Source organism: Paracoccus sp. N5 (assembly GCF_000371965.1).
In the GTDB taxonomy this organism is placed as follows: domain Bacteria; phylum Pseudomonadota; class Alphaproteobacteria; order Rhodobacterales; family Rhodobacteraceae; genus Paracoccus.
In genome coordinates, this window is sequence record NZ_AQUO01000001.1 from 1,123,871 (window position 1) to 1,143,506 (window position 19,636).

At 67.9% G+C, this 19,636-nt stretch carries 20 protein-coding genes, 2 tRNA genes and 1 pseudogene; 12 read left to right on the forward strand and 11 right to left on the reverse strand.

Annotated features, from left to right (window positions below; genetic code table 11):
- The first annotated feature begins 141 nt into the window (after positions 1-141).
- The 3 genes from PARN5_RS0105675 to PARN5_RS0105685 are packed head-to-tail and all read left to right on the forward strand — an operon-like array spanning position 142 to position 2,712.
- Positions 142-1,302, forward strand: a complete 1,161-nt coding sequence (locus PARN5_RS0105675; RefSeq protein ID WP_232419304.1) for an isochorismate synthase — start codon at positions 142-144, stop codon at positions 1,300-1,302.
- On the forward strand, positions 1,302-1,940 hold the full coding sequence (locus PARN5_RS0105680; protein WP_017998809.1) for an isochorismatase family protein: 639 nt from the start codon (positions 1,302-1,304) through the stop codon (positions 1,938-1,940). The genes PARN5_RS0105675 and PARN5_RS0105680 overlap by 1 nt, the downstream gene beginning before the upstream one ends.
- Before the next feature lies 1 nt (position 1,941).
- Positions 1,942-2,712, forward strand: coding sequence for a 2,3-dihydro-2,3-dihydroxybenzoate dehydrogenase (locus PARN5_RS0105685; RefSeq protein WP_017998810.1), 771 nt, complete (start codon positions 1,942-1,944; stop codon positions 2,710-2,712).
- Here the strand turns inward: PARN5_RS0105685 and PARN5_RS0105690 are convergent.
- A complete protein-coding gene (locus tag PARN5_RS0105690; protein ID WP_017998811.1) occupies positions 2,709-2,945 on the reverse strand; it encodes a phosphopantetheine-binding protein in 237 nt (78 codons plus the stop codon). The genes PARN5_RS0105685 and PARN5_RS0105690 overlap by 4 nt on opposite strands.
- A 10-nt stretch (positions 2,946-2,955) precedes the next feature.
- Positions 2,956-4,578 (reverse strand): (2,3-dihydroxybenzoyl)adenylate synthase, encoded by a 1,623-nt coding sequence (locus PARN5_RS0105695; RefSeq protein ID WP_017998812.1) that lies wholly within the window; start codon positions 4,576-4,578, stop codon positions 2,956-2,958.
- A gap of 195 nt (positions 4,579-4,773) precedes the next feature.
- On the opposite strand from PARN5_RS0105695, the gene PARN5_RS0105700 reads away from it, so the two are divergent.
- The gene (locus PARN5_RS0105700) at positions 4,774-6,135 is read left to right on the forward strand and encodes a condensation domain-containing protein (RefSeq protein WP_017998813.1); all 1,362 of its coding nucleotides are present in this window, start codon (positions 4,774-4,776) and stop codon (positions 6,133-6,135) included.
- Here PARN5_RS0105700 and PARN5_RS0105705 read toward each other — a convergent pair.
- The gene (locus PARN5_RS0105705) at positions 6,123-6,560 is read right to left on the reverse strand and encodes a hypothetical protein (RefSeq protein WP_017998814.1); all 438 of its coding nucleotides are present in this window, start codon (positions 6,558-6,560) and stop codon (positions 6,123-6,125) included. The genes PARN5_RS0105700 and PARN5_RS0105705 overlap by 13 nt on opposite strands.
- Positions 6,553-7,173, reverse strand: a complete 621-nt coding sequence (locus tag PARN5_RS0105710; protein ID WP_017998815.1) for a DUF5671 domain-containing protein — start codon at positions 7,171-7,173, stop codon at positions 6,553-6,555. The genes PARN5_RS0105705 and PARN5_RS0105710 overlap by 8 nt, the downstream gene beginning before the upstream one ends.
- Before the next feature lie 199 nt (positions 7,174-7,372).
- Between PARN5_RS0105710 and PARN5_RS0105715 the strand changes: the two genes are divergently transcribed.
- The 5 genes from PARN5_RS0105715 (at position 7,373) to PARN5_RS24075 (ending at position 11,048) form a co-directional block, all read left to right on the forward strand.
- Positions 7,373-7,447: transfer RNA gene (locus PARN5_RS0105715), tRNA-Gly, on the forward strand.
- 216 nt (positions 7,448-7,663) lie between these two features.
- The gene (locus PARN5_RS0105720) at positions 7,664-8,938 is read left to right on the forward strand and encodes a class I SAM-dependent methyltransferase (protein ID WP_017998816.1); all 1,275 of its coding nucleotides are present in this window, start codon (positions 7,664-7,666) and stop codon (positions 8,936-8,938) included.
- 56 nt (positions 8,939-8,994) lie between these two features.
- Entirely contained in the window at positions 8,995-10,395 is a 1,401-nt protein-coding gene (gene gndA, locus PARN5_RS0105725) for an NADP-dependent phosphogluconate dehydrogenase (RefSeq protein WP_017998817.1), read from the forward strand.
- A gap of 67 nt (positions 10,396-10,462) precedes the next feature.
- Positions 10,463-10,536: transfer RNA gene (locus PARN5_RS0105730), tRNA-Cys, on the forward strand.
- 380 nt (positions 10,537-10,916) lie between these two features.
- Entirely contained in the window at positions 10,917-11,048 is a 132-nt protein-coding gene (locus tag PARN5_RS24075) for a zinc-binding dehydrogenase (RefSeq protein ID WP_017998818.1), read from the forward strand.
- Positions 11,049-11,748: 700 nt separating this feature from the next.
- On the opposite strand, the gene PARN5_RS0105745 is transcribed toward PARN5_RS24075, so the two are convergent.
- Positions 11,749-12,477: an alpha/beta fold hydrolase gene (locus PARN5_RS0105745; protein ID WP_198289568.1), complete on the reverse strand. Its 729-nt coding sequence runs from the start codon at positions 12,475-12,477 to the stop codon at positions 11,749-11,751.
- Positions 12,458-13,585 (reverse strand): DUF3182 family protein, encoded by a 1,128-nt coding sequence (locus PARN5_RS21680; protein WP_017998821.1) that lies wholly within the window; start codon positions 13,583-13,585, stop codon positions 12,458-12,460. Before PARN5_RS21680 ends, PARN5_RS0105745 begins: the two co-directional genes overlap by 20 nt.
- A gap of 342 nt (positions 13,586-13,927) precedes the next feature.
- Here PARN5_RS21680 and PARN5_RS0105755 point away from each other — a divergent pair, with 342 nt between their 5' ends.
- The 3 genes from PARN5_RS0105755 (at position 13,928) to PARN5_RS24510 (ending at position 15,397) form a co-directional block, all read left to right on the forward strand.
- Complete coding sequence (locus PARN5_RS0105755; RefSeq protein WP_017998822.1) at positions 13,928-14,746, forward strand: TIGR02587 family membrane protein; 819 nt, start codon at positions 13,928-13,930, stop codon at positions 14,744-14,746.
- Between the two features lie 12 nt (positions 14,747-14,758).
- Positions 14,759-15,145, forward strand: a complete 387-nt coding sequence (locus PARN5_RS0105760) for a hypothetical protein (protein ID WP_017998823.1) — start codon at positions 14,759-14,761, stop codon at positions 15,143-15,145.
- A gap of 78 nt (positions 15,146-15,223) precedes the next feature.
- Positions 15,224-15,397 (forward strand): hypothetical protein, encoded by a 174-nt coding sequence (locus PARN5_RS24510; protein ID WP_198289569.1) that lies wholly within the window; start codon positions 15,224-15,226, stop codon positions 15,395-15,397.
- Here PARN5_RS24510 and PARN5_RS24800 read toward each other — a convergent pair.
- The 5 genes and pseudogenes from PARN5_RS24800 to PARN5_RS0105780 form a co-directional block, all read right to left on the reverse strand.
- Positions 15,385-15,627: pseudogene (locus PARN5_RS24800) on the reverse strand (IS110 family transposase); the annotation flags it as partial. The gene PARN5_RS24510 and the pseudogene PARN5_RS24800 overlap by 13 nt on opposite strands.
- A 102-nt stretch (positions 15,628-15,729) precedes the next feature.
- Positions 15,730-16,707, reverse strand: coding sequence for an ABC transporter permease (locus PARN5_RS0105765; protein WP_017998824.1), 978 nt, complete (start codon positions 16,705-16,707; stop codon positions 15,730-15,732).
- Positions 16,707-17,483, reverse strand: a complete 777-nt coding sequence (locus PARN5_RS0105770; protein WP_017998825.1) for an ATP-binding cassette domain-containing protein — start codon at positions 17,481-17,483, stop codon at positions 16,707-16,709. Before PARN5_RS0105770 ends, PARN5_RS0105765 begins: the two co-directional genes overlap by 1 nt.
- Before the next feature lie 17 nt (positions 17,484-17,500).
- Entirely contained in the window at positions 17,501-18,457 is a 957-nt protein-coding gene (locus tag PARN5_RS0105775; protein WP_017998826.1) for an ABC transporter permease, read from the reverse strand.
- 100 nt (positions 18,458-18,557) lie between these two features.
- Positions 18,558-19,583, reverse strand: a complete 1,026-nt coding sequence (locus PARN5_RS0105780; RefSeq protein ID WP_026155193.1) for a sugar ABC transporter substrate-binding protein — start codon at positions 19,581-19,583, stop codon at positions 18,558-18,560.
- Positions 19,584-19,636 lie beyond the last annotated feature (53 nt).

The window sequence follows — 19,636 nt, forward strand, 5'->3', positions numbered from 1 at the left end:
CCGCGAAGCTTCGTCCTTTTCCCCGCCGCGCCCGGCTCCGCCACCCGTCGGAACGGGCCCGAGCGGGGAGGAAAATCCTTTGAAACGAGATGTATCATGAATGTCCGCCTGTCCGAGGCGCCCAAGACATCGGCGTCGCCTGTGCCTGATCCAGTCCTTTTCGGTTTCCACGGCCCTTCGGGTCATGTCCTGGCGCGCGGCCCGGCCCGGCGGCTTGCCCCCGGCAGTGCCGGGACGCTGGGCGCGCGGGTCGCGGCGGTGCTGGACAAGGCCGGCGCCGACGACCTGATCGGCGGCGCCCTGCCCTTCGACCGGCAGGCCGAGGACTGCCTGTGGCACTGCCGCCGCGCGCCGGCGCCGCAGCCCAGCGGCGTGGCGCCGCAGGGGCTGCCGCTGGCCGGCTGGCGCCTGGCGGCCGAGCCCGCCGCCACCGACTATGCCCGCGCCGTCGCCCGGGCGCTCGCGATCATGTATGAGGAAGCTGGCCGGGCGAACGCGCTGGAAAAGATCGTGCTGGCCCGCACCCTGCTGGTCGAGGCCGCGGTCCCGATCCCGGTCGAGGCGCTGATGTCGCGGCTGCAGGCCGACCGCACCGTGACCGCCTTCCGCGTCGCCCTGCCCGCGGGGCCCGCGCATCCGCAGGGCCGGATGCTCTGCGGCGCCACGCCGGAGCTGCTGGTGGAAAAGACCGGCCGTCTGGTCAGCTCGCATCCGCTGGCGGGCTCGGCCCGGCGGCTGGCCGATCCGGTCGCCGACCGCGAGGGCGCCGAGGCGCTGGCCGGCTCGGCCAAGGACCACCGCGAGCATGCGCTGGTGGTCGAGGCCATCCTCGACACGCTCTCGCCCTGGTGCCGCGAACTCAGCTGCCCCGAGGGCACCCGCGTCACCTCGACCCGCAGCATGTGGCACCTGGGCACCCGCATCGAGGGCCGGCTGCGCGACGAGGACACGCCCTCGGTCGTGCTGGCCTCGGCGCTGCATCCGACGCCCGCCGTCTGCGGCGTGCCGACGCCCCGCGCCGCCAGGCTGATCCGCGAGCTTGAACCCGTCGCCCGGGACTTCTATGCCGGCGCCGTCGGCTGGTGCGACGGCAAGGGCGACGGTGCCTGGTATGTCGCCATCCGATGCGCCGAGATCAGCGGCCGGCAAGCGCGGCTTTACGCGGGCGCGGGGATCGTCCCCGGCTCGGACCCGATGGCCGAGGCCGCCGAGACCGGCGCGAAATTCGGTGCCTTCCTGGCCGCGCTGGGCCTGCCGGCCGATGCCGGGCTGGAGGGCCTGCGCAAGGACGGAGAAGACTGATGGCCCTGCCCGGCATCGCCCCCTATGACCCGCCGACCGCGGCCGAGCTGCCGCAGCCGCGCGGCCCCTGGCAGCCGCGCCGCGACCGGCTGGCGCTGCTGGTCCATGACATGCAGCGCTATTTCTGCCGCCCCTATCCCGAAGGCGCGCCGCTGGCGCCGGTGGTCGGCAATATCGCCCGGCTGATCGGCGCGGCGCGGGCGGCGGGCGTGCCGGTCTTCTATACCGCGCAGAAGGGCGACCAGTTCCGCCCGGATCGCGGCTTGCAGGCCGACCTCTGGGGACCGGGGATGAGCGCCATCCCCGAGCACGAGGAGATCCTGCCCGAGCTTGCGCCCGTGGTCGGCGATTTCGTGCTGCACAAGCACCGCTACAGCGCGTTTCAGCGCTCCAACCTCGAGCATCTCATGCGCGCGCGCGGCCGCGACCAGCTGATGATCTGCGGCATCTATGCGCATATCGGCTGCCTTGCCACCGCCGCCGAGGCGTTCCAGCGCGACATCGAGGCCTTTGCCATCGCCGACGCCCAGGCCGATTTCTCGCGCGAGAAGCATGACCTGGCGATGGGCTGGATCGCGGCGACCTGCGGCGTGGCCCTGACGACGGATCGCGCCCTGGCCGCGCTGGCGGAGGAATGACATGCAGCTGACCGGATTTCAGGGCAAGACCGCCATCGTGACCGGCGCTGCCGGCGGCATCGGCCGCGCGGTGGTCGCGGCGCTGGTCGAGGCCGGTGCCCGGGTCACCGCCACCGACACCATGGCCGCGCTGGAAGCCGCGCCGGTGCCGGGCGTGCCGAATCGCGTTCTGGACGTGCGCGACGGCGAGGCCGCCGAGGCGCTGGTGGCCGAGGTCGAGGCCGAACACGGCCCCTTGGCGCTGGGCGTCCATGCGGCGGGGGTGCTGGCCATCGCGCCGCTGCTGGATCTGCCGGCGGCGGAATGGGACCGGGTGATCGGCGTCAATGCCACCGGCAGCTTCAACGTGACCCGCGCCTTCGGCCGGGCCATGGCGCGGCAGGGCCGGGGCGCCATCGTCGCCGTCAGCTCGAATGCGGCGGGGATTCCGCGCGCCAACATGGGCGCCTATGCGGCGTCCAAGGCGGCGGCGACCATGCTGATCCGCTGCCTGGGACTGGAACTGGCCGGCCAAGGCGTGCGCTGCAATATCGTCGCGCCGGGCTCGACCCTGACGCCGATGCAGACCGGCATGTGGACCGAGGACGGCGGCGCGGGCGAGCGCGCGGTGATCGAGGGCAGCCTGGAAGCCTATCGCACCGGCATTCCGCTGAAGAAACTGGCGACGCCCGAGGATATCGCCGGCGCGGTCATGTATCTGCTGTCGGACCAGGCCGGCCATGTCACCATGGCTGACCTTTATGTCGATGGCGGCGCGACGCTGCGGGCCTAGAGCCGGCCCGCGATCAGCGCCCACCAATTGTCCAGCGTCGGCTCGCGGGCCAGCTCCTCGAAGCTGGCTTCGACGCCGATCTGCTTCAATTCGCTGGAAAACGTCATCACCGCGATGGAATCGAGCCCATAGAGGACCAGGTTCTCGGCGGGCTCGATCTCGCAATCGTCCTCGATCATCGCGGCGACGCGGGCGGCCAGCCATTCCGGGCTGAGTTGGGTCTTGTCGAGCATGTCGGTCCTTTCAGGCGGTGGCGGCTGCGGCGAGGCTGTCGCGCAGCCGGCGCTTGTCGATCTTGCCCACCGCCGTCAGCGGCAGTTCGGGCAGTTGGCGGAAACGGTCGGGCAGCTTGTATTCCGCGATGCCCAGATCCAGCAGATGCCGGCGCAGCGCCGGCGGAGAAAGCTTCGCGGCGCCGTCGCGCAAGACCAGGAAGGCGCAGCTTTTCTCGCCCAGATGGCTGTCTTCGACCCCGACCAGCGCGGCATGGGTGATGTCGGGATGGCGCAGGAGCAGGTTCTCGATCTCTTCGGCGGCGATCTTTTCGCCGCCCCGGTTGATCTGGTCCTTGATCCGGCCGACCACGCGCAGGTTGCCGCCCTGGCGCACCACCACGTCGCCCGAGTGGTAGAAGCCTTCGGCATCGAAGGCCTTCGCATTGTGTTCCGGGCTGCGGTAATAGCCGCGGAAGGTATAGGGACCGCGCGTGGCCAGCGCGCCGGGGGTGCCGTCCGGGACCGGGTTGCCGTCCTCGTCCAGGATGCGCAGCTCGTCGTCGGGGCTGATCGGGCGGCCCTGGGTGGTGAAGATCACCTCGGCCGGATCGGTCAGGCGGGTATAGTTCACCAGCCCCTCGGCCATGCCGAAGACCTGCTGCAAGCGGCAGCCCAGCCGCTCGGGCACCTGCCGGGCGGTCGCCTCGGCGAAGCTGGCGCCGCCGACCAGCACCAGGTCCAGACTGTCCAGCATGGCGCAGCGCGCGGGCTCTTCCTCGACCGCGCGCAGCCACAGGGCGACCGCGGGCGGCACCAGCGCCGCCATGGTCACGCGCTGATCCGCGATCAGCTGGAAGCAGGCCAGCGGCTCGGGCGAGGGCGCCATGACCACGGTGCCGCCGGCGTGGAACACGCCCAGCGTGCCCGGCGAGCTCATGGTGAAGTTATGCGCCGCCGGCAGCGCGCACAGGAAGCGGGTGGCGGCGGTGACGCCGCTGATCTCGACGCTGGCGCGAATGCTGTAGTCATAGTCGTTATGGGTGCGCGGGATCAGCTTCGGCGTGCCGGTCGAGCCGCCGGACAGCTGGAAGAAGGCGACCTGGTCGGCGGGCGTCGGGCCGGCCCCGCGCGGCAACGCGCCCGGCTGCGACAGGCGCTGCGTCAGGCTCAGCGCCGGCGCATCCTCGTCCAGCAGCAGCACATGCTGCGCGCCGCGCGCCCGCAGCTCATCGACGAAGGCGTCGTCGCGGAACAGCTCGTGCCGGCGCGAGGCGATCACCACGCGCGGCGCGATCTGCTGCGCATAGGCGGCCAGTTCCAGCCGGCGGTGGCTGAACAGCGCGTTCACCGGCACCACGCCGATGCGCAGCAGCGCAAAGAACACGACATAGAATTCGGCCACGTTCGGCAGCTGCACCAGCGCGGTGTCGCCATGCCCCAGCCCCTGCCCGGCCAGATGCGCCGCCAGGTTGCGCGACAGGCGGTCCAGGTCGGCATAGCTGAAGCGGCGTGCGCCGCAGACCAGCGCCTCGGCCTCGGGCGCCACGGCCATCTGCGCGTCCAGGATATGGGTCAGCGGCTGGTCGATCCAGTAACCGGCCTGACGATAGCGCTCTGCGAGCTCCGGCGGCCAGGGGCTGAATTCGATCATCTGTGACATCCTGCGATTCGAGACGGCAATATCCCGCGCAGGCGACGCGATGGCACCTTGCGCGGATCTGAATAGTTGAGTATTTTTATTCCGCTTTCTCTCTTGAAGCAAGCCAGCCGCGTGCCTGCCTGAGCATTCACAGCCAGCCCTCTCTCGTTCGGAAAGACTGCCACCTGGCCTAAGCACAGGATTTTCATGACGAATTACGATGCGCAAGGGCTGTGGATGCCCCTGACACTGGCGCAGCTGGATTTCTGGGAAGAGTTCCGTTTCCACCCCGGAGAATCGGTTTCCACCGTCGCCCATGCTCTCGAACTGCGCGGCGTGGCCGACATGGCGGCGCTGACCCGCGCCATCGAGGCCACCATCGCCGAGACCGACATCATGGCGCTGCGCTTTGCGCTGGACCCGGACGGCCAGCCGGTGCAGCGGGTCGAGCCCGGCCGGCGGCCGGTGCTGCGCCAGATCGACCTGTCGGGCCTGCCCGACGGCCGGGCGCGGGCCTTCGCGATGATGCAGGCCGATGTCGATGCCCCGCTGGACCTGCTGTCGCAGCCGCTTTCGGCGCAATGGCTGGTGCGTCTGGCCGAGGGGCATTGCCTGTGGTTCAACCGCGGCCATCACATCGCGCTGGACGGCTATGCCATGGGCCTGATCGAGCAGCGTTGCGCCCGGCTTTACGGCGCGGCATCGGGGGACGGCGAGCCCGGCCCCGGCCTGCGCCCGCTGGCCGCCTATCTGGCGGAAGAGATCGACTATCGCGCCAGCGCCCGCCATGCCGCCGACGGCCGGCACTGGGCCGAGGTGCTGTCGGCCAAGCCGCGCGCGCCGGTGCTGGGCAAGGGCTGCGAGAACTATGCCGAGGCGGCGCTGGAGGCGGCGCATGACCTGGCAGCTCTGCGCCCGGCGCTGATGCGGCAGGCGCAGGCGGCGGGCATGGGCTGGCCCGACCTGCTGACCGTGCTCTGCGCGATCTGGGCGGCCCTGAACCTGCGCGACGGCTCGGCCGCGCGGCACGAGAGCGGCGGGCAGATCGCCATGCCGGTCTGGCTGCCCTACATGAGCCGGATGGGCAGCGTCGCGGTTTCGGTCCCGGCGCTGGTGGTGAACATCCTGCCGCTGGACGTGGCGCTGTCGCCCTCGGAGCCGCTGGGCGAGGCGCTGGTGCGGCTGGGCGCGCGGCTGCGCAAGCTGCGCCGGCACGGCCGCTATCGCATCGAGCAGATCGCCGCCGACCAGGGCATCGCGCCGCGCAGCCGGTTCTTCTTTTCGCCGCTGATCAACGTGCTGCCCTTTGACGAGGCGCGCTTTGCCGGCTGCACGGCCCAGCGGCACGTCCTGTCGAACGGCCCGGGCGACGGCTTCAACATCACCATCCGCGGCGATGGCGAGGCGCAGGGGTTGGAACTGCTGATCGAGGCCGATCCCGCCCTGACCGGCGCCAAGGACTTCGCCCGCCTGGCGGCCGGCCTGCCGCGCTTTCTGGCCGGGGCGCTGGCGCCCGAGCGCCTGTCGCAGCCGCTCTCGTCCCTGCCGGGGCAGGCTCAGGGCCGGTAAAGGATGCCCGCATCGCCGCCCGGTGTCGCGGCCGGGCCGGGCACATAGTCGCGGCTGACGCAGCCGGCGTCGTCGCGGTCGCGCAGGTCGGGCGGCCGATTCTCGGGCAGTTCGAAATCGGCGCAAAGCCGATAGCGGCGCGGCCCGATCACCTCGTAGCGATAGGGCTTGCCGGTAAAGCGATCGTTCAGCTGGACCTGCCAGTTGCAATCGGGCGTGCTCTCCAGCCGGTCCGGCAGGCGCCGGCCGCCGGCTTCGGCCAGGCAGCGCACCAGCACGGCCAGGCGCGACAGGTCGCTTTCGCGGCTCTGGTCGCGGCGCTCCTGCCGGGCCTGGCCGGGGCCGCCGGTCAGGACCAGCCCGGCGCCGATGGCCAGCACGGCCAGCCCGGCGATCAGGATGGCGGGCCAGCCGCGGCTAGTCATTCAGCTCGTCCCGGTAATAGGCAAAGACCAGCGCCGCCACGCCGGCCACCAGCACCGCCTTGGCGGCAAATCGCGCTGTCAGCTCGCCGTTCAGGAAGGCATAGACGGCATAGATCCCGTCGCCCAGGAACACCAGCGAGGCGACCAGCAGCGTCATCGAGGCGAACCACTTGCGCACCAGCGACCGCCGGCGCCCGGCGTCGCCCATGCTCATCCGCGCCACCTTGCGGTTCAGGAACAGGAACAGCGGCGCGAATCCGATCAGCGAGGCGATGGACCAGCGCGCCGAACTGCTGCCGCCATAGGTCCAGCCCTCGGCCGGGTCGGCGATCAGCCGGTCGATCAGCCCCATGCCCAGGTCGCAGACATGCCAGGCCACCATGCCGAGCGACAGGAACAGCAGCCCATAGAGCAGCGCCTCCTGCGCCGAGGCATAGGGGCGCGGACGCGGCACCGGCGGCAGGCCGGACGACACCTCCCAGCCGTGCAGCGCCTCGTCGATCTCGGGCGCCGACCAGCCGGCATGGGTCAGCGCCTGCGCGATCTGCGCGGGCTCGCCGCCCTGGGCCAGGGCCTCGCGCACGAATTCGGAAAGCTGGTCGGAGGGTTTCATCGATCTTCCTTCGCGGGGCGTGCCGGCCTGCCCCTGGCCTGGGCGAAGCTTCGCCAGGACGCCGCCCGGGTCAAGCCCGCATGGCGCCATGGCGGCGGTGCGAATTTTTCGAAATCTCGCGATTTTCCCCCTTGCACCCCCCGGCGCGCTTCCGTAAATGACGCCTCACCGAAGGCGACGCGCCATCGGGATACGGAGTGCGGGCGTAGCTCAGGGGTAGAGCATAACCTTGCCAAGGTTAGGGTCGTGAGTTCGAATCTCATCGCCCGCTCCAAAATTCTTCCTTCGAGAACAGCGAAAAGCGGCCTTCGGGCCGCTTTCGGCTTTTCGGCATCCGGGCGGCGGCTGGCCTCTGGCCATCCGGGGCGAATCGGCGCTAGTATGGCAGGGTTGTTGCCCCGTCTGTCATATCCCGGGACATCCGTCAGGAACCAGCTGCCGCGCAACCATACCGGAACCGATTCGCGGTCAGCCCTAGCGTGAGGTGCTCATGCCGGCTCTGGAATCACTCATCGAAAGCAAACTGCAAGGTCTGGAGGGCGTGCTGGCGCTGCGCCTGCCCTCGGGGCAAAGGCTGGGCCCGGCCGAGGCGCCGGTCACGCTGGCCTTCCGCCAGATCTCGGCGCTGCGCCATCTCGCGGCGGGCCAGCTTGGCCGGCTGGGCGACGACATCGTGCGCGGCCGCGTCGCCGTCGAGGGCAGCCTGCGCGACCTGATGCGCGTGGTTGCGGCCCTGGTGCCGGCCGGCGGCGAGGCCCTGGCGCCCGGATTGTGGCAAAGGCTGCGCTATCGCGGCCAATCGCTCTTGCGCCACAGCCGCGCCCGCGACGCCGAACAGATCCGGGCGCATTACGATGTCTCGAACGACTTCTACGCGCTGTGGCTGGACCCGCTGCGGGTCTATTCCTGCGCCTATTTCGCCACGCCCCAGATGGATCTGGCAGCGGCGCAGGTCGCGAAGCTGGATCTGATCTGCCGCAAGCTGGACCTGCGCCCGGGCGAGCGTTTCCTGGACATCGGCGCCGGCTGGGGCGGGCTGATGCTGCATGCCGCGCGGCATTACGGCGTCGATGCCACCGGCATCACCCTGTCGCAGAACCAGCACGACCATGTGACGCGCCTGATCGCCGAGGAAGGCCTGTCCGACCGCGTCCGCATCGAAATCCGCGACTATCGCGACCTGCACCCTGAACGGCCCTTCGACAAGCTGGCCTCGGTCGGCATGTTCGAGCATGTCGGCCGCGCCAATATGGCGATCTATTGCGACACGCTCTATCGGCTGGTCCGGCCCGGCGGCCTGGTGCTGAACCACGGCATCACCGCCTCGGGGCTGGACGATGCCACGGTCGGCGGCGGCCTGGGCGATTTCATCGAGGAGCACATCTTTCCCGGCGGTGAGCTGATCCACGTCAGCCAGGCGCTGCGCACCCTGTCGCAGGCCGGGCTGGAGATGGTCGATACCGAGAACCTGCGCCCGCATTACGCCCGCACGCTCTGGTCCTGGTCGGACGCGCTGGAATCGCGGCTGCCGCAGGCCGAGGCCGTGCTGACCCGCGCCATGCCGTCCGCCCGCGCCGCCGAGGTGCTGCGCGCCTATCGGCTGTATCTGGCCGGCTGTGCGCTGGCCTTCGAGCGCGCCTGGGTGGCGCTGCACCAGATCCTGCTGATCCGCCCCGACCCCGACCAGTCGAGCGCCGACATGCCCGGCGCGCATTCCGCCTATCCCTTCCGTCGCGACCATATCTATCGCGCGGCGGAATTGTAGCCGCCGGCTGTTAACGGTAACGTCCGCCGGAAACGCTGGAACGGAAAGGACGGGTCATGACGCAGGCAAGCATCGGGTTGATCGGGCTGGGCACGATGGGGGCGGCGCTGGCGCTGAACATCGCCGAGAAGGGCTTTCCCATCGCGGTCTGGAACCGCACCACCGCGGTGACCCGGCGCTTTCACGCCGAGGCCGGCGCGCTGGCGAACCGCATCATCCCGACCGAAAGCCTGGCCGAGCTGGTCGCCGCGATCCAGCCGCCCCGCGCCATCATCCTGATGGTGCCGGCCGGCCCGGCGGTGGACGACCAGATCGCCGCGCTGGCGCCGCTGCTGGACCCCGAGGACCTGGTGATCGACGCCGGCAACGCCAATTTCCACGACACCGACCGCCGCGCGGGCGCCAGCCTGCCGATGCGCTTCCTGGGCATGGGCGTCTCGGGCGGCGAAGAGGGCGCCCGCCACGGCCCCGCCATCATGGGCGGCGGCGCCCGGGCCGACTGGGACCGCGTTGCCCCCATCATGCAGGCCATCGCCGCCCGGGCCGAGGACGGCACCCCCTGCGCCACCTGGATGGGCGAGGCCGGCGCCGGCCATTTCGTCAAGACCGTGCATAACGGCATCGAATATGCCGACATGCAGATGATCGCCGAGGTCTATGGCGTCATGCGCGACGGGCTGGGCCTCTCCGCCGCCGAGACCGGCCGGATCTTCGCCGGCTGGAACCAAGGCGTGCTGAAATCCTATCTGGTCGAGATCTCGGCCGCCGTTTCCCAGGCCGTGGACCCGCTGACCGGCCAGCCGATGCTGGACGTGATCCTGGACGCCGCCGGGCAGAAGGGCACCGGCCGCTGGACCGCGATCGAGGCCCAGCACCTCGCCGCGCCGATCCCGGTGATCGAGGCGGCGGTAATGGCCCGCAACGTCTCGGCCCGGCTTGCCGAGCGCAAGGCCGGCGAGGCCCGCTTCGGCGCCGCACCGCAGCCGCTTTCGGTGCAGATCGACCAGCTCGAGCAGGCGCTGATCGCCGGCAAGATCCTGTGCTATGCCCAGGGTTTCGCCATGATCGAGGCCGCGGGCCGCGCCTTCGGCTGGCAGCTGGACCTGCCCGGCATCGCCCGGGTCTGGCGCGCCGGCTGCATCATCCGCTCGGCCATGCTGAACGACATGGCGACGGCGCTGGCCGAGGATCCCGCGCGCAACCTGATCCTGGCGCCCTTCTTCGCCGGAAAGCTCGAGGCGGCGATGCCCAGCCTGCGCGCGGTGGCGGCGCAGGGCGTGCTGTCGGGCCACGCGCTGCCGGCGCTGGCTTCGGGACTGGCATGGTTCGACCTGATGCGCACAGGCCGGGGCACGGCGAACATGATCCAAGCGCAGCGCGATTTCTTCGGCGCGCACGGTTTCGACCGGCTGGACGGCCGCGACGCGCATCACGGCCCCTGGGGCGAGCACGGCTGAAGAGCGAGGCGGCGCGCGATACCCCCTTGACCGCGCGCCCCGAAAACCCTAGCAAACTCGAGGCTCCGGCGGGTTGGCGGAGAGGTTACGCAGCGGATTGCAAATCCGTGAAGACCGGTTCGATTCCGGTACCCGCCTCCATATTTTTCACAGACTTAGCGGACATGATTGGCCCTAGGGTGTCACGTTTCTGTTCTGTGCCTGTTCTGTTCATTGCCTTTTCTCCCGTGCTTGGCGCGCCCGCAATTCCGGCGATCCAGTCACGGCGGTTGGCATCGGCGCCTTCTGCGACTGTGCCCTGAGGCCCGAGACGACGGTTGATCCCTGGCCCGAGCAACTTGCGGACGAAAGCGTGCGCTGCGTCGCCTTCGTCGGCCGGCTGCTGGTCGTGGGCTTTACCGGCAACCGCATCACCCAGCATCAAGACCAACCCGGCGCTCATAAAGGCGTTTTCGGTGGTGGGCCAGGGCGGGCGAATATTTCCGCCGCTTCCCGACCGGAGGCCAAGGGCCAACTCGGCCTTGCGGGAGCTCGTGCGGGACGGTCGGATTTGCCCGCATGTCTGCCGCGAGTTCTCGATCGAGGACTGGAAATCGGCCTTCCGTCTGGTCGCGGATCGACAGGCGCTGGGAAAGGTGGTGCTGACGCTGTGACCACCCGTCAAGACAGGACGCCCACCGTGGCCATACCACCGGACCAGCTGGGGAAATGACTTTGGCAGTTCGGAAGAGGACCGGAGACAGTCTGCTGACGCCCGCCGAATTAATATCCATAGTCCAGAACAAGCGCTCAAGGAAGACATGACACGCAAGACCTACGTCGCCGGCGTCGGCATGGTGAAGTTCAGCAAGCCCGGCCAGCAGGAATCCTATGCGGTGATGGTGCCCGAGGCGATATGAGGCAAAGATTGCCCGCGCGAGCCTTGCCGGCAAAAATAGCAGGCGGGCCGGCCCGCTCATGCAACACGAATCGGTGTTCGAGCCACTCTTCCTGCGCGTCGATGTCGCTCGAGCGAGCCGCGGCGCTTCGCTGTAGGCTGGCCAGTTCCGGGTCCTGTAGGTCGGCGGTGTCGGTCTGCTCATGGCATCCATCTACTACGCTGTTTCAAAAGATGATCCCTCTTGAGATTTGCGCAGGCCGCACCGTGCGCGAAAACGGCTCGGGCGGCAGAACCGTCCTCCTGTAAAGCCGAGATGGCGGACGTTTCGCGCCTTGAACCGACAGCGGTGCGCAATGGTCCCGGTAAGGTCCCGCTAAGGCGCGACCCAGCGCAGGATCGATCTCGGCGGAGGCACTTCATCCGCTCGCTCTCGCCAAGGTCTGCGCTTCTGGCCTTGGAACAGCCGCTCGCCCTTAACGCGCCGCGAAGATCATTTCCTTCAGCCAGTTCAGCAGCAGGTTGTCATAGGCGCGGATGCAGTCGGCGTCGTTCAGGGCATGGTCCGCGCCGGCCAGGATGCGATAAGTCATCGACCGCGCGTTCAGGAAGGCGGCGAGATAGCTGGACAGCACCGGACGCGGCACGATGTCGTCGAACTCGGATTCCACCAGGAACACGTCGCCCCGGAAGGCACGGCATTGCTGGAGCACGCTGTTTTGCGAGGTCTCGACCAGGGTTTGCCGATAGACGGCAAGATCCTCGCGATTCAGTTCGGCCTTGGGGACCGACCATCCCTTGTCGCGATAAAGCGCCGGCGCGCGCAGGCCCAGCCAGCGCACGGGGCGCGTCCTGGTCAGCATGCAGGCCAGATAGCCGCCATAGCTGCTGCCGATCACCGCGACGGAACCCGGGTCCACCCCCGGCACGGCAACGAGCCGGTCATAGGCCAGCGTCAGGTCGGCAAGATTGTCCTCGCGCGTGACGCGGCGCAGGTCGTTGCTGGACTTGCCATGGCCGCGCAGGTCGAAGGTCAGGCAGATGAACCCCAGCTGCGCCAGGGTGCGGGCGCGTTTCGCGTCACGCTCCTGGCTGCCGCCCCAGCCATGGACGAACAGCACCGCGGGCACGCCGGTCGCAGGGGCGATCAGGCTGGCGGACAGGACATCAGACCCGATCGGCAATTCAACGGATTGGGTCGGCAATGCATTCTCTCCCCAGGATCGCATATTTCAGCATCGGCCCCTGTTCGGGGTCTTCGCCATGAAACAGAACGAAGGCCCCGGGCGGAGGTTCCCGCCCCGGACCATAGAGCTCGACCGTCGCGGCCCGGACCTTGCCCGCATCCGGCGAGGCGGCCAGCGCTTCCAGCGCCAGGATCTCGGCCGGGGTCGCGCCGCCGATGCGCCAGGACTGTTCCAGCACCGCCACCCGCGGGGCGCCCGCCGCACCGCGCCCCAGCGCGACGTCGTAATTGCGCCGCGATGCGATCAGGCCCAGGTGGCGATCGGCCAGCCGGTCGAAGGCGGCGGCGCGCGCGATGGCCAGGCCGAATTCGCCCGCAAGGCCGAGATTGGCCAGTTCCGCGAAGCCGCCGCGGATGGCCAGCAGGCGGGAGCCGCCATAGGCCGGCTCGCCGCGATTGTTGGCGGTCATGGCCTGCTCGCCGATATAGGCGATGGTCTGGCCCGGGATCTCGACCTGCCCGACGCTGAGGGTGCGGACATCGACCAGGTTCTCCTCGATCACCAGGCCCTGCCCCACGACCTCTTCCCAGCGCTCGAGCGCGGCGCGCAGCTGGGCCAGATCGTCCACGACACATTGGCCGCGCCCGCCATCGGCCTGGACCTGCTTCAGGCGCAGGCTGCTGCGCGGCGCACGATCCCACAGCGCCTTGCCCGCCCGCAGCGCATCGGTGACGGAAAATACCGTGGCTCCCGGCAGCACCAGGTCCGCCAGCTCAGGCCCCAGCGCGGCGGGCCAGTCGTCGGGCACGGCTTCCGCCCCGTCGCCGATCGGATGCATGACGGCCTTGGTGGCATGCAGGGGGCTTTCCGTCCAGCCACCCAGGAAATGCCGGCCGCTGGCCGGGCGGCTGTCCCTGCCAGCCAGCGCGGCGCGGGGCACTTGGTAGTCGCCCGGACCGGCCGCGCGTTCGGAAAGGCCGGCATAGCGCAGGCCCAGATGCGCAGCCAGCCGCTGGCCGATGGCCTGAAATGTCGCGCCTTCGTGATGCGATGCCTTGGAATGTCCGATCAGCCTGACGCAATCCAGCGCCGCCGGATGCCGGTTTGCCTGTGATGCCGGTTCCATTCATGCGCCCTCCGTTGATGTTGTGCTGAACCTCGTCTGCGAAGGGATGTTCCCGTCCGCTGGGCAGATGGCAGGCCAGCGCCTGGTTGCACCGGAACGGGGGCGTTTGGCGTTTTACATAAGCCATCGAGGCATGTGGAAAGTGGTGGCCTGCGGTCAAGGCATTGATTGTGCAGACAAGCGCGGTGCCAGCTCGAAACCAGTTGCTGCATGTTCGCGGCACGGCACGAAAGAATCTGTCGCCTGTCCCGCAACCGGGTAGGATAGTTCGGCAAGCGGCTTATGACTCATTGGCGAGAGAGGGCTTCGAAGGTGAACCGACCGATGCATCGAAGGGCACAGTTGCCGAACGGCCCTGGCAAGGCACTGCGCGACCTGGGGCGGGCGGCGGGCGGGGCGCTGGTCTTTGCCCTGCCGATGCTGATGACCACCGAACTGTGGGTGATGGGTTTCTATCTGGACCGGCTGCGGCTTTTCACACTGCTGGTGACGGCCTTTCCGCTGCTCGTCTTGCTGTCGCGGCATATCGGCTTCGAAAGCACCTCGGCCTGGGCCGATGATATCCTGGACAGCTTTCTGGCGCTTGGCCTGTCCTGCGTGGTCTGCGCCATCCTGCTGGCGATCTTCGGCGTGATCGACCACGAAACCCCGGCCGGCGAGATCGTCGGCAAGATCGCGATCCAGATGATCCCGGCCGCGATCGGCGCGCTTCTGGCGAAAAGCGCGTTCTCCTCGGTCTCGGCCGAAAAGCCGCCTGTGGAGCGCGAGGAGACCTATGGCGGCGAGCTTTTCCTGATGATGATCGGCGCGCTCTTCCTGGGCTTCAACGTGGCCCCGACCGAGGATGTGATGATCATCTCGTATCAGATCACGGAATGGCACAGCCTGCTTCTGGTCGTGCTGTCCATTACGATCATGCACGGTTTCGTCTTTGCCGTGGGCTTTGCCGGCGGCTCGGAGGTCACGCCGGAGGAGCCATGGTGGAGCCCGTTCATCCGGCTGACCCTGCCGGGCTATGTGATCGCCTTCAGTGCCAGCCTCTACTTGTTGTGGATCTTTGCCCGTACGGATGGTCTTTCCGTGACCGGTGCCGTGATGGCGGCGATCGTGCTGGCCTTTCCGTCCGCGATCGGGGCTGCGGGCGCGCGGCTGATCCTTTGAAACGGGTGCAAGATGACCTCGAATGCAAGCGACAAGAAATCCCCGATCGAATGGGTCATTGGCGGGCTTTCGGGCGTCGTCGTCCTGGCGATCATGCTGTTCCTGGCGACGCAGGCGATCTTTTCCGCCAGCGGCCGGCCGGTGCTGTCGATCTCTGTCGAACAGGTCGAGCGCGCGGGACAGGGCAGTATCGTCGGCATCAAGGTGGTGAATGCCGGCAAGGAGGCCGCCTCGGACATCTCGGTCAGCGCGACGGCAGCGGAACCGGGCGCCGGGACCAAGCGGCTGGAATTCGGCTATCTCGGCTCGGGATCCGAACAGCGGGGCGCGTTCGTGTTCGAAACACCGGTCGATCCTCGCCGGCTGAAGGTGCAGGTGGACGGCTATCTGCAACCGTGAAGCCATGGCGCGCGGGCCATGGCTTTCCGGCATCTCCGGCGCATGGGAATGGTCGAGGGGGCCCGTATCGAGCAGCACATGAGTGAGACCGAACAGCAGGACGAATTGCTGGACGGGCTTTTGGAAAGATTACGACGAGGCGGGCTCGATGGTCAAAGACCTGACCGGGCGGCTGATGGCCTTTGGTCAGAACGTGTCCGGCATGATCGCTTCGGACGAGGTCGTGAGGGCGGCCTGTTCAGCATTTCCTGAAGCGCGATCTGGTGGGCGGGACGATCCAAGGTCAGGCTCTGCAGCCAGCGCCGATGCCGCATCGTCCACGGTTTGGTGCGTTGCCAGGTTCGCCCGCGGCGCAGCACGAAGGCAGACACGAGTTGCCGCTTGTGACGTTGATCCTCCGCCGCACCTTCCCGGGCTCGGACCAGATCGCGCATCGCCTCGTGCGGCTCGTCGGGGACCCAGACCGCGTCAATTCCCCGGCGCGCAGCAGGCGCGCCAGAGGCGGATCGCGACCGGTCCCATCGCAGCAAGAAGCCTGTTGGCAGCTTCATTCCCGCGCCCCAGAACGCTGCATTCATCCGCAACTAACGCGAGATCGCCCATTTGCGCAGACGCCGGTCGCCATAGGCGGCGGCGACGACGATGATGCCCAGAAGCAACATGAACCATTGCGGCTTGACGCTCATCACCACCAGATAGGCCTGGATCGACGACAGCACAAATGCGCCGGCCAATGCGCCGGCCAGCGAAATCCGCCCGCCGGCCAGCAGGCAGCCGCCAAGCACGCAGGACGCAATGGCCTGCAACTCCATCAGCCGTCCCATCGAACCATCGGCGAAGCCCAGCTTGCCCGCCTCCAGCGTGCCCGCAAGGGCGGCAAGGACACCGCAAAACACGAATGCCGACAGCTTGATCCGGTCCACGCGGATGCCGCGCGAATGGGCACTGGCCGCCGAACCGCCGACAGCCAGCAGGCGATTGCCGAACGGCGTCATCTTCAGGATCACGATCAAAACGGCCAGGATCACGACCAGCCAGATCAATGCGGTATTGAAGCCCAGCACATCCCCGCCGCCCAGCGCGGTATAGGCCACGCCGGACCGCGCGCTATAGGGAACCGAGAAGGAGAAGCCCTCGGTCAGCGCGATGGCAAACCCGCGAAAGATCATCAGGCTGCCCAGGGTGATGATCAGCGACGGCGTTCCGGTGCGGGTGATCAGCAGCCCGTTGAAGGCGCCGATGGCCGCGCCCGCCAGGACAGCGGCGATCAGCGCCAGCACGGGACCGAGACTGGCGACCAGCGCCAGATAGATCAGCGCCCCCATGCCGAAGGTCGAGCCGACCGAGATGTCGATCTCGCCCGTGCCGATGACCAGCGCCACGCCCAGCGACATCAGTCCCAGGGTCGCGGTGACCTGCAGGATCGAGGCAATGTTGTAGATATTGGCCCAGCGACCATCCGACGTCGTGGCGAAGAAGATCACCAGCAGCACCGCGATCAGGAAGATGCCCATCTCGGTATGGCGGCGGACAAGGGGCTTGAAGGCAGCGATTCCGGCCATCACGCCATCTCCCGCTTCTCGACCAGGCGACCGCCCTGGCGGATGACCTCTTCCAGTTCCTCGGCGCTCATCTTGTCGGTCGAGGCGTCCTCGATCTTTTCGCCGTTTTCCATGATGACGACACGATCCGCCAGCTTGTGGACCTGGAAGATGTCATGGGTGATGTAGATCACCAGCAGCCCCTGCTCCTTCAACTGGACGGCCAGTTCGTTGACATGCTCGCGTTCGCGCACGGAGAGGTGGTTGGTCGGCTCGTCCATGATGACGACGCGGTTCTTGAACTCGACCGCTCGGCCGATCTTCACCGATTGCCGCTCGCCGCCCGAAAGGCGTTCCACCTCGTCATCGGCAGAGACGTTGTCGCGCAGGCCGAATTCGCGGATCACGCGGCTGGACATCTCGCGCATCTTCGCAAGGTCGAGGAACGGGATGCCCATCACCTTCTTCACCGGTTCGCGCCCGAGGTAGAAGTTGCGGGCGATGGACAGGTTGTCGCAAAGACCCACCGACTGCTGGATGGTCTCGATGCCGTTGTCGATGGCAAGCTTGGGGTGGAATTCGGTGACCTGCTTGCCATCGAACCAGACTTCGCCGGAGGTCGGCTTGTGAATGCCACAAAGGACGCGGATCAGGGTGGTCTTGCCGGCACCGTTGTCGCCCACGAGGCCGACCAGTTCGCCGGCATGGAAATCGACCGAGACATTCTTCAGCGCGTGAAAGGCGCCGAAGTAAAGCTCGAGGTTCTTGACCTGGATCAGGGGGGTAGTGGTAGCCATCTGGTGCTCCTCCCGCATCAAACGCTGTGCCCGAAATGGCGGGCAAGTTTCTGGTTGAAGATCACCGCCACGATCAGGACGATGCCGACAAAGGTGATGAACCACGAGGACGGCGCCCCCAGGGCGATCAGTTCATAGCGGAAGCTGGTCACGATGAAGGCCCCGAGCACCGCGCCGGTCAGCGAACCGCGCCCGCCGCTGAGCAGGCACCCGCCGATCACCGCCGCCGAGATGGCCTCGAGCTCCATCAGGTCGCCCAGGGTGACATGGGTCTGCGGCCGGTCGGCCAGCGTCACGACCCCGGCAAAGCCCGCCAGCAGCGCGCAAAGCATGAAGGCCACGATCTTCACCCGGTCGATCCGCACGCCGCGCGATTCCGCGCTGTCCGCGCTGCCGCCGGTGGCCAGCAGGCGATTGCCGAAAGGCGTCGCCCAAAGCAGCAGGTTCAGCACGATCCCGATGGCGGCCAGCCAGAAGATCGCCGCCTCGATGCCGAAGATTTCACCGCCGAAAAGCCGGGTCACGGGATGGGCGCGCGCCTCGGCCGCGAAATTGTGGACCGAGCCGCCGGTCCAGACATAGATGATGCCGCGCGCGGTAAAGAGCCCGCCCAGGGTCACGATCATCGAGGGCAGATGCCCCTTGACCACCGCGACGCCTTGCAGAAAGCCGACCAGCAGCGCGATCAGCAGGGCGGCCAGCATCGCCCCCGGCACGCCAAGCGCCGGGGTCAGCGTGATGAAGGCCACACCGGAAAGACCATAGACCGAGCCGACCGACAGGTCGATTTCCTTGGTCATGATGACCAGGGCCTGCCCCATGGCCAGAAAACCCAGGATGGCGGTGAAATGGATGACATTTGCCAGCGTGGCGCGTGTCCACCAACCCGAGAAATCGATGAGGGTAAAGGCCACCAGCATGACGGCAACGCCGATCAGGGCCCCGAAGCTCTGGCCTCGCGCAAGATTATGCATGTGGGTATCCCGTTGCTTGTAAGCGGCGCGACGGCGCCGGTTGGCAGGGGCCGAACGGCCGGACTCGCCGACCGATCTGCCCCTGGGAGGGGGCCTTGGCTTACCAGACGTTCTGCTTGTTGTATTCGTCTTCGCCGAAGACCGCCTTGACCTGCTCGGCCCATTGGTCGGCGTTTTCCTTGTGGATGATGACGGGGCCGGTCAGGATGTCGCTCTGCGGCGCATAGCCGAAGCGCTTGTTCCAATAGAGCCATTCCATCGGCGCAAAGCCCTGCAGCCAGAAGCCCTGGCTGTTGGTGGCCAGCAGATGCCCCGCGCGCACGCCCTCGATCGAGATCGGACCCTCGTCCACGGTCAGCACGGTGATGCCCTCGCCATCGACATCCGGGTTAAGACCCATGTCATTGGCCACGCCCCAGGCCCAGGGCGAGGACCAGCCGGCGACGGTGAAGATATAGTTGGTGTCGGGGTTCGCCTGAAGATAGGACTGCAGCGCATTCCGCGCGGTCGCGGGCTCGGCGCCGATGAACAGCTCCTCGAACTGGGCGCCTGCGGCCTCCATCACCTCTTTCATGCCCGCGCAACGCGCCTTCAGGCCCTGATGCGCGGAATCGTGGTTCGCGCAGACGACGCGGGTCGGCTTGGGGATCTCGCCGGCCTCGGCCTGGGCCACGGCGAACTCGCCCAGCTTTTTCCCGGTCAGGAACTCGTCCCCGCCGACATAGGCCAGATAGGGGATGCGCTGATCCGCCGGGCGGGCGTCGGGGATATTGAAGGCGACGACCGGGATTCCCTGTTCGATGGCCTTGCGCAGCGGCCCTTCGAAAGCGTCCGAGCTCACGATCGGCACGGCGATCCCGTCGGGACGGGTGGCAATCGCCTGCTCCAGCAGGCGGACATGCTCTTGCACCGAGTAGTTGTTGGTCGAGATGTATTCGGTGGTGACGTTGGGATATCTCTCGCCGAACTCCGCAAGGGATTCGGTCAGCCAGTTCATGTTGGGGTCGTTGGATCCGATATGCGACACCATCACGAACCGATACGAGGGCTCATCCTGGGCGGCTGCCCCGCCGGCGCATGCCGCCGTTGCCAGAAGCGCCACGCCGAGTTGTCTAGCGACTTTCATGCCTTCCTCCACAAATTTTCCCGCACGGCCTCCAGCCTCCCTTGGGCGCAATC

What these genes read in the sequence shown, in the direction of transcription:
- PARN5_RS0105680 (WP_017998809.1), top strand. Translation starts at nt 1,302, where the DNA reads ATGGCCCTGCCCGGCATCGCCCCCTATGACCCGCCGACCGCGGCCGAG.
- PARN5_RS0105685 (WP_017998810.1), top strand. Translation starts at nt 1,942, where the DNA reads ATGCAGCTGACCGGATTTCAGGGCAAGACCGCCATCGTGACCGGCGCT.
- PARN5_RS0105690 (WP_017998811.1), bottom strand. Translation starts at nt 2,945, where the DNA reads ATGCTCGACAAGACCCAACTCAGCCCGGAATGGCTGGCCGCCCGCGTC.
- PARN5_RS0105695 (WP_017998812.1), bottom strand. Translation starts at nt 4,578, where the DNA reads ATGATCGAATTCAGCCCCTGGCCGCCGGAGCTCGCAGAGCGCTATCGT.
- PARN5_RS0105700 (WP_017998813.1), top strand. Translation starts at nt 4,774, where the DNA reads ATGACGAATTACGATGCGCAAGGGCTGTGGATGCCCCTGACACTGGCG.
- PARN5_RS0105705 (WP_017998814.1), bottom strand. Translation starts at nt 6,560, where the DNA reads ATGACTAGCCGCGGCTGGCCCGCCATCCTGATCGCCGGGCTGGCCGTG.
- PARN5_RS0105710 (WP_017998815.1), bottom strand. Translation starts at nt 7,173, where the DNA reads ATGAAACCCTCCGACCAGCTTTCCGAATTCGTGCGCGAGGCCCTGGCC.
- PARN5_RS0105720 (WP_017998816.1), top strand. Translation starts at nt 7,664, where the DNA reads ATGCCGGCTCTGGAATCACTCATCGAAAGCAAACTGCAAGGTCTGGAG.
- gndA (WP_017998817.1), top strand. Translation starts at nt 8,995, where the DNA reads ATGACGCAGGCAAGCATCGGGTTGATCGGGCTGGGCACGATGGGGGCG.
- PARN5_RS21680 (WP_017998821.1), bottom strand. Translation starts at nt 13,585, where the DNA reads ATGGAACCGGCATCACAGGCAAACCGGCATCCGGCGGCGCTGGATTGC.
- PARN5_RS0105760 (WP_017998823.1), top strand. Translation starts at nt 14,759, where the DNA reads ATGACCTCGAATGCAAGCGACAAGAAATCCCCGATCGAATGGGTCATT.
- PARN5_RS24510 (WP_198289569.1), top strand. Translation starts at nt 15,224, where the DNA reads ATGAGTGAGACCGAACAGCAGGACGAATTGCTGGACGGGCTTTTGGAA.
- PARN5_RS0105765 (WP_017998824.1), bottom strand. Translation starts at nt 16,707, where the DNA reads ATGGCCGGAATCGCTGCCTTCAAGCCCCTTGTCCGCCGCCATACCGAG.
- PARN5_RS0105770 (WP_017998825.1), bottom strand. Translation starts at nt 17,483, where the DNA reads ATGGCTACCACTACCCCCCTGATCCAGGTCAAGAACCTCGAGCTTTAC.
- PARN5_RS0105775 (WP_017998826.1), bottom strand. Translation starts at nt 18,457, where the DNA reads ATGCATAATCTTGCGCGAGGCCAGAGCTTCGGGGCCCTGATCGGCGTT.
- PARN5_RS0105780 (WP_026155193.1), bottom strand. Translation starts at nt 19,583, where the DNA reads ATGAAAGTCGCTAGACAACTCGGCGTGGCGCTTCTGGCAACGGCGGCA.